The sequence below is a fragment of the Kineococcus sp. AC630 genome (assembly GCF_979255925.1).
This window is the reverse complement of record NZ_CEEDMJ010000049.1, coordinates 1-7,399: the sequence shown is the minus strand read 5'-3', so window position 1 is coordinate 7,399 and position 7,399 is coordinate 1. Positions and strand designations below refer to the sequence as shown.

Sequence of the window (7,399 nt, the reverse complement as noted above, 5' to 3'; positions counted from 1 at the left end):
AACACTTTCCGCCCCCGGAGGGGCCCCCGCGAGGGCGGAAAGTGTTGTTTCCGCGCGGGATCGGGGGCGGGGAAGGTTCGTTGCGCGAGGGGAGCGCCTAGGCTCCGGGGGTGAAGTACCTCCTGGTCGTCATCGTCCTCGCCGTCGTCGCGTTCCTCGCCTACCGACGCATCCGCGGGTCGGGCTCGAACCTGGACGGCGGGGTCAACCGCGAACGGCTGCGGGACGAGTTCCGCGCCGGGAACGACCCGCAGGACCCGACCGACCGGGGCTGAGCCCCACCAGCACCAGCAGCGCGACCGTCGAACCGGTCGTGCCGAGCGTCATGTCCCCGAGGGTGTCCTCGTAGGCCGTGGCCAGCTCGGTGCCGTGGCGGATGAACGTCCACCACTCGCCGATCTCCCACAGCAGCGCCAGCAGCGCCCCACCGCCGACGACGGCGACCGCCCGCGCCCACCGCGGTCGCAGCGCGACGACGTCGAGGACCAGCCCCAGGCCCAGGGTCAGCAGGAACCAGTTGAGGAAGTGCAGGGCGTCGTCCCACCAGACGAGCGAGTCGTAGAGGTCCAGCGTGTTCCCGCTGACGTCGACGAGGAACGGCAGCATCACCAGGGTGAGACCCGTCCAGGGCGTCCGCCGTCCCGACCGGTCCAGCACCCGCCACAGCAGCGGGACGACCAGCATCATCAGCGGGTAGAACACCAGTCGGGCCGTGAACCCCTTGCCCGCGAACTGGGGCAGGTCCCGCGCGAACGTCGCCACGAGCAGCTGGACCACCGTCGCGGCGAGCACGACGGCGGCGGCGGTCCAGCGCGGTGCTCGCATTCCCCTAGTCTTCCGCCCGTCCGGCGCGCGCCGGGACGGATTCGGAGGACTCGGCATGGCGAACGGTTCGGGGCGACCCGGTTGGCAGTTGCACGGCGACGGGCGCAGCGTCCGGCCCGGGGCGGTCGTCGCTCCCGAGGAACGGCTCGCGTGGCCGCGGACCATCGGGATCGGGCTGCAGCACGTCGTCGCGATGTTCGGCTCGACGGTCCTGGTGCCGGCGCTGACGGGTTTCCCCGTCGCCACCACGCTGTTCTTCTCCGCGATCGGTACGGCCCTCTTCCTGCTGATCACCCGCAACCGCCTCCCCAGCTACCTCGGGTCCTCGTTCGCGTTCATCGCGCCGATCCTCGGCAGCTCCCAGGGGTCGGCGACCGGCGGGATCCTCGTGACCGGGCTGCTGTTGGCCGTCGTCGGGGTCGTCGTCCACGTCGCGGGGTCCGGCTGGATCGACGTCGTGATGCCGCCCGTCGTGACGGGCACCATCGTCGCGCTCATCGGGCTGAACCTGGCGCCCGCGGCGTGGGGGACGACCGAGACCTCGGGTTTCCGGGCCGACCCGTTCACCGCGATCGTCACGCTGCTGGTGATCGCGCTCACCAGCGTGCTGTTCCGGGGGCTGCTGGGGCGCCTGGCGATCCTCGTCGGCGTCGTCGTCGGCTACCTCGTCGCCGCGGCCCGCGGGCTGGTGTCCTGGGACGCGGTGCACGCGGCCGGCTGGGTCGGGTTGCCGACGTTCACCGCCCCGCGCGTCGACGCCTCCGACCTCGCGCTGTTCCTGCCGGTGGTGTTCGTCCTGGTCGCCGAGAACGTCGGGCACCTGAAGTCCGTCGCGGCGATGACCGGTCGTGACCTGGACCCCCTCGCCGGGCGGGCGCTGCTCGCCGACGGTCTCGCCACCACCCTGGCTGGTCTCGGCGGCGGGTCCGGGACGACGACCTACGCCGAGAACATCGGCGTGATGGCCGCGTCCAAGGTCTACTCGACCGCGGCCTACTGGGTGGCCGCCGCGGCGGCGCTGGTGCTGTCGTTCTCGCCGAAGTTCGGCGCCCTCGTCGGGTCCATCCCGCCCGGTGTCCTCGGCGGGGCGGCGACGCTGCTGTACGGGATGATCGGCGTCCTCGGCGCCCGGATCTGGGTGCAGAACAAGGTCGACTTCTCCGACCCGGTGAACCTCACGACCGCCGCCGTCGCGCTGATCGTCGGGATCGCGAACTACACGCTCACCACCAGCGGCGGGCTCTCCTTCCAGGGCATCGCGCTGGGCACGGTCGCCGCGATCGGGATCTACCACCTGATGCGGGCCGTCGCCCGGGTGCGCGGGACCGCCCCGACGGACTGATCAGTCCCGGGGTTTCCCGCTGACGTAGAGCACGAGGTCGTCGTCCTGCAGGGCGGCGACCTCGTGGAAGAGCAGGGTCCGGCCCGCGCGCAGCACGGCGAGGACGGGCACGCCGAGGGCGTCCGGGGCCAGACCCACCTCGGCCGGGGTCACGGGACGCTGGTGCAGGTCCAGGCCGGTGCCGAAGGAGACGAGGTCCTCGACGACCTCGACGGCGGCGGGGCTGTCCGCCGCGAGCCCGAGCAGGCGCCCCGTCGTCTCCGAGGTCACCACGACGGAGTTCGCGCCCGACTGCCGCAGCAGGTCGGCGTGCTCGACCTCACGGGCCGTCGCCACGACCGTGGCGTGCGGATTGCGCCGGCGCAGCGCGAGCGTCGCCAGGATGGCGGTGTCGTCGCGGTCGACGGCGACGACGACGGTGCGGGCGCGGTCGGCGAGCGCCGTCACCAGGGTCTCCGAGCGGGTCACGTCGCCCGTGACGCTGAGGTAGCCGTCGCGGGCGGCGTCGGCCGTGGCGGTGGGGCTGCGGTCGACGACGAGGACGCGGTCGGCCGGCACTCCCTTCAACCGCAGCTCGCGGACGGCGTTGCGGCCCTTCGTGCCGTAGCCCAGGACGATGACGTGGTCGCGCATGCGGGCCCTCCACCGCGCGAGGCGGATCTCCTTGCGGGAGCGCTCGGTGAGCGCCTGGATCGTGGTGCCGACGAGGATGACGACGAACAGGATGCGGACCGGGGTGACGAACAGCGCGTTGACCAGCCGGGCGCTGTCGCTCACCGGGACGATGTCGCCGTAGCCGGTCGTGGAGAGCGTGACGGTCGTGTAGTACAGCGCGTCCAGGGACGAGAGCGACCCGTCGACGCCGTCGCGGTAACCGCCACGTTCGAGGTAGACGACCACCCAGCAGACCACGACGAGCAGCAGGGCCAGCCCCAGGCGCAGCGCGATGGCGCGCAACGGCGACACCGGGCGCCCGGCGGGCAGGCGCAGGCGCGCTGATCGTTCGGCCACGTCCCGAGTCTGCTGGATCACCGCGATCCCGCCACCGACGGGGTGCTCGACGGCAGACCCCCACCCGATCCGTGATCTTGCTGGGACTCCCCGCAAGATCGCGAACGGGGAAGGGCCCGTCCGGTGATCCGGACGGGCCCTTCGTCGTGCGGGGTCAGGCGGTGAGTTCCCGCGCGATGAGCTCGGCGATCTGCGCGGTGTTCAGCGCGGCGCCCTTGCGGAGGTTGTCGCCGCAGACGAAGAGGTCGAGGGTGTTCGGGAAGTCCAGCGCCTGCCGGATGCGGCCGACGACGGTCGGGTCGCCGCCCACGGTGTTCGCCGGGGTCGGGAAGACCCCGTTCGCGAGGTCGTCCTGCACCTCGACGCTCGGGGCGGCCTCGAGCCTGGCGGTCGCCTCGGCCACCGACACGGGCCGCGCGAACGTCGCGTGCACGGCGAGGGAGTGCGTGGTCTGCACCGGCACCCGGACGCAGGTCGCGGAGACCTTCAGGTCGGGGATCCCGAGGATCTTGCGGGACTCGTTGCGGACCTTGAGCTCCTCGCTCGTCCAGCCGCCGTCCTTGAGCGAGCCCGCGACGGGGATCACGTTCAGGGCGAGGTGGGCCGGGAACGGGGAGTCGTCACCGAGCTTGGCGGAGATCGCCGCGGCGGTGTCGCCGGCCGTGGACCCGAGGGTGCGGTCGCCCGCGACGACCTCGAGCTCGTCGTAGAGGCGGTCCACGCCGGGCTGCCCGGCGCCCGAGGCCGCCTGGTAGCTGGCGACGACGAGTTCGGTGAGCTGCCACTCCTCGTGCAGGGCGCCGAGGGCGTCCATCATCGTGAGCGTCGTGCAGTTCGGGTTCGCGATGATGCCCTTGGGACGGTTCCGCGCGGCCGCACCGTTGACCTCGGGGACCACGAGGGGGACCTCGTCGTCCATCCGGAACGCGCCGGAGTTGTCGACGGCGACGGCTCCGCGCTCGGCAGCGATCGGCGCCCACACCGCGGAGATCTCGTCGGGGACGTCGAACATGGCGACGTCGACCCCGTCGAAGACCTCGGGGGTGAGTTCGCGCACGACGACGTCCTCGCCGCGGACCCGCAGGACCTTGCCGGCGGAGCGGGCGGAGGCGACGAGACGGATCTCGCCCCACACGTCGGGGCGCTCGGAGAGGATCCCGAGCATCACGGTGCCGACGGCGCCGGTGGCCCCGACGACGGCGAGGGTGGGTTTGCGGCTCTCGGTGGATGTCATCGTCCGGTACCTCCGTAGACCACGGCTTCTGCTTCCCCGTCGAGGCCGAACGCGGTGTGGATCGCGCGCACGGCGTCGTCGAGCTGGTCGAGGCGGGTGACCACCGAGATGCGGATCTCCGACGTCGAGATCATCTCCATGTTGATGGCCTCGCTGCCCAGCGCCTCGAAGAACGTCGCGGAGACCCCCGGGTGCGACCGCATCCCGACGCCGATCAGCGACACCTTCCCGATCTGGTCGTCGTACTCGACGCGCTCGAAGCCGATCGCGGCCTGCGCCTTGTCCAGCGCGGCGATCGCCGTCGAGCCCTCGGCCTTGGGCAGCGTGAACGAGATGTCCGTGCGGCCCGACGCCCCGGCGGCGACGTTCTGCACGATCATGTCGATGTTGATCTCGGCCTGCGCGACGGCCTTGAAGATCGCCGCGGCGGTGCCCGGGTTGTCGGGGACCCCCACGACGGTGATCTTGGCTTCGCTGCGGTCGTGCGCGACACCGGAGATGATCGGCTGTTCCACGGGTTCCTCCCCGGTTCGGTGGGTGCTGAAGGCGGCGGGGACGGGGGAGTCGGTGACCCAGGTCCCCTCGTGCGGGCTGAAGGAGCTGCGCACGTGGATGGGGAGGTCGTAGTTCCGCGCGTACTCCACGCAGCGGAGCATGAGGATCTTGGCGCCGTTGGCGGCCATCTCCAGCATCTCCTCCGTCGCGATCCGGTTGATCTTCCGGGCCGTCGGGACGATGCGCGGGTCGGCGGTGTAGACGCCGTCGACGTCGGTGTAGATCTCGCAGACGTCGGCCTTCAGCGCCGCCGCGAGCGCGACGGCCGTCGTGTCCGAGCCACCGCGACCGAGGGTGGTGATGTCCTTGGTGTCCTGGCTGACGCCCTGGAACCCGGCGACGATCGCGATCGAGCCCTCGTCGAGGGCGGCGCGGATGCGACCGGGCGTGACGTCGATGATGCGGGCCCGCCCGTGCGAGGAGTCGGTGATGACCCCGGCCTGGGAACCGGTGAAGGAGCGCGCCTCCAGCCCGAGGTTGGAGATCGCCATGGCCAGGACCGCCATCGAGATCCGCTCGCCCGAGGTCAGCAGCATGTCCAGCTCGCGCGCGGGCGGGCGGGGGCTGACCTGCTCGGCGAGGTCGATGAGGTTGTCGGTGGTGTCACCCATCGCCGAGACCACGACGACGACCTCGTGGCCGGCGCGCTTCGTCGCGGCGATCCGCTTCGCGACACGCTTGATCCCCTCGGCGTCAGCGACCGAGGAACCGCCGTACTTCTGCACCACGAGAGCCACGACGGACGATTCTACGGAACGTCGTGCCGTGCTCCGGGCCGTGCACAGCCCGCCGTCCTGCAGCTGTGCACGGTGTCCACCCGAGGACGTCCTCAGGGGTGGAGTGCGTCGAACTCCGCGTCGGAGACCGTCTCGGAGTCCACGTCGAGGCGCAGGTGGGCCAGCAGCGACTGCAGGACGCGCAGCGCCGCGGTGGCCCGCAGCCCCCAGGAGGAGAGGTAGGAGAACTGCCACCACCACAGCGCCTCGGTGAGGTCACCGCGTTCGTGGTGGCGCAGGCCGTGCTCGAGGTCGGCGGCGACGCTGGCGAGGTCGTCGGACAGCGCTCCGCGGACGAGCTTGGCGTCGGTCAGCGGGTCGACGACGTCGGCGTAGTCGTCGAGGCCCTCCAGGACGTTCGCGAGCCCCGCGCGGACGGGGTCGACGTCCGGGTCCGGGCCGGCGTCGGGTTCGTAGCGCCGCGACGGGACGACGTCGGCGACCGCGCCGAGGCGGGCACCGCTCACGAGCGCCTGGCTCACGGCGAGGAGCAGGACCGAGAGCGCGGTCGAGTCCATCCGCCCGGTCGCGACCTCGGTGACGGTCGAGAGGTAGGCGCGGGCGTCCGCGGCGGTGGTGGCGGCGAGTTCCGCGAGCTCGTCGCTCACGGTCTCGGGTGCGGGGTGCTGCTCAGCCATCGAGGGACCTCCGTCCAGCGAACGCTCGTCCAAGGGTCACTTCGTCTGCGTACTCCAGGTCCCCGCCCACCGGCAGGCCGGAGGCGAGTCTCGTGACCCTCAGGCCCATCGGCTTCAGCAACCGCGCCAGGTACGTCGCGGTCGCCTCCCCCTCCAGGTTCGGGTCGGTCGCGATGATCGTCTCGGTGACCGTGCCGTCGGACAAGCGGGACAGCAGTTCCCGCATGCGCAGGTCGTCGGGACCGATGCCCTCCATGGGGCTGATCGCGCCCCCCAGCACGTGGTAGCGACCCCGGAACTCCCGCGTCCGCTCGATCGCGACGACGTCCTTGGACTCCTCGACGACGCAGATGACCGTCGGGTCGCGACGGGGGTCGCGGCAGACCCGGCACAGCTGCTCCTGCGCGACGTTCCCGCAGACCTCGCAGAACCGGACCTTGCTCTTGACCTCCGTCAGGACGTCGGCCAGCCGCTTCACGTCACCGGCGTCGGCCGCGAGCAGGTGGAAGGCGATGCGCTGCGCGCTCTTCGGTCCCACACCGGGGAGGCGACCGAGCTCGTCGATCAGGTCCTGGACGACTCCTTCGTACACCCGTCGAGACTACGTGCCCGCGACGACACCGCCGGTCACCCCACCTCCCGCGCCCGGGCGGACTACTTCTCGTCGGTGGAGATGATCTTCCCGCCGAGGATCTGCTCGACCACCGCCGTGCCGACGAGCTGGGAGTCCTCCTCGGCGTCCTCGTCGTCGCGGCTGGGGGTGTCCTCCTCCACCGGGGCGGGCGGTGTCGGCTCGGGCGGCGGGGCGGCCGCCGCGGCGACCATCGCGCGTCGGCTGGGACGGGAGAGCTGTTCCTCGCCCGGGTCCTCGAGGGGTTCCTCGGGCGGGGGGACGTCGTCGTAGTAGGCGTTGCCGCCGCCGCTCGGCGCGGGAGCCGCGGTCCCGGGCGGGGGGCTGACCGGGTCCGGGGTCGCCCGGGCGACGGGCTGCGGCGCAGCCTGCTGGGCGGGTGCCTGC

8 protein-coding genes and 1 pseudogene are annotated in these 7,399 nt (G+C 72.1%); 2 read left to right on the top strand and 7 right to left on the bottom strand.

Going from position 1 to position 7,399, the window contains the following annotated elements; genetic code table 11:
- Positions 1–110 precede the first annotated feature (110 nt).
- On the top strand, positions 111–275 hold the full coding sequence (locus AC0I8G_RS25740; RefSeq protein ID WP_471732483.1) for a hypothetical protein: 165 nt from the start codon (positions 111–113) through the stop codon (positions 273–275).
- Here AC0I8G_RS25740 and AC0I8G_RS25735 read toward each other — a convergent pair.
- The gene (locus tag AC0I8G_RS25735; protein ID WP_471732482.1) at positions 205–825 is read right to left on the bottom strand and encodes a DUF2238 domain-containing protein; all 621 of its coding nucleotides are present in this window, start codon (positions 823–825) and stop codon (positions 205–207) included. The two genes, AC0I8G_RS25740 and AC0I8G_RS25735, sit on opposite strands and share 71 nt — an antisense overlap.
- A 55-nt stretch (positions 826–880) precedes the next feature.
- Here AC0I8G_RS25735 and AC0I8G_RS25730 point away from each other — a divergent pair, with 55 nt between their 5' ends.
- Complete coding sequence (locus tag AC0I8G_RS25730) at positions 881–2,167, top strand: uracil-xanthine permease family protein (RefSeq protein WP_471732481.1); 1,287 nt, start codon at positions 881–883, stop codon at positions 2,165–2,167.
- Here the strand turns inward: AC0I8G_RS25730 and AC0I8G_RS25725 are convergent, their stop codons facing one another.
- The 6 genes and pseudogenes from AC0I8G_RS25725 to AC0I8G_RS25700 all read right to left on the bottom strand — a co-directional run.
- The gene (locus tag AC0I8G_RS25725) at positions 2,168–3,178 is read right to left on the bottom strand and encodes a potassium channel family protein (protein WP_471732480.1); all 1,011 of its coding nucleotides are present in this window, start codon (positions 3,176–3,178) and stop codon (positions 2,168–2,170) included.
- Between the two features lie 154 nt (positions 3,179–3,332).
- Positions 3,333–4,412, bottom strand: coding sequence for an aspartate-semialdehyde dehydrogenase (locus AC0I8G_RS25720; protein WP_471732479.1), 1,080 nt, complete (start codon positions 4,410–4,412; stop codon positions 3,333–3,335).
- Positions 4,409–5,704 carry an aspartate kinase gene (locus AC0I8G_RS25715; RefSeq protein ID WP_380258014.1) on the bottom strand — a complete coding sequence of 432 codons (1,296 nt, stop codon included), beginning with the start codon at positions 5,702–5,704 and terminating at the stop codon, positions 4,409–4,411. The genes AC0I8G_RS25720 and AC0I8G_RS25715 overlap by 4 nt, the downstream gene beginning before the upstream one ends.
- A 92-nt stretch (positions 5,705–5,796) precedes the next feature.
- On the bottom strand, positions 5,797–6,381 hold the full coding sequence (locus AC0I8G_RS25710; RefSeq protein ID WP_380258017.1) for a DUF5063 domain-containing protein: 585 nt from the start codon (positions 6,379–6,381) through the stop codon (positions 5,797–5,799).
- Complete coding sequence (gene recR / locus AC0I8G_RS25705; RefSeq protein ID WP_328294426.1) at positions 6,374–6,973, bottom strand: recombination mediator RecR; 600 nt, start codon at positions 6,971–6,973, stop codon at positions 6,374–6,376. Before recR ends, AC0I8G_RS25710 begins: the two co-directional genes overlap by 8 nt.
- A gap of 62 nt (positions 6,974–7,035) precedes the next feature.
- Positions 7,036–7,399: pseudogene (locus tag AC0I8G_RS25700) on the bottom strand (DNA polymerase III subunit gamma/tau); the annotation flags it as partial.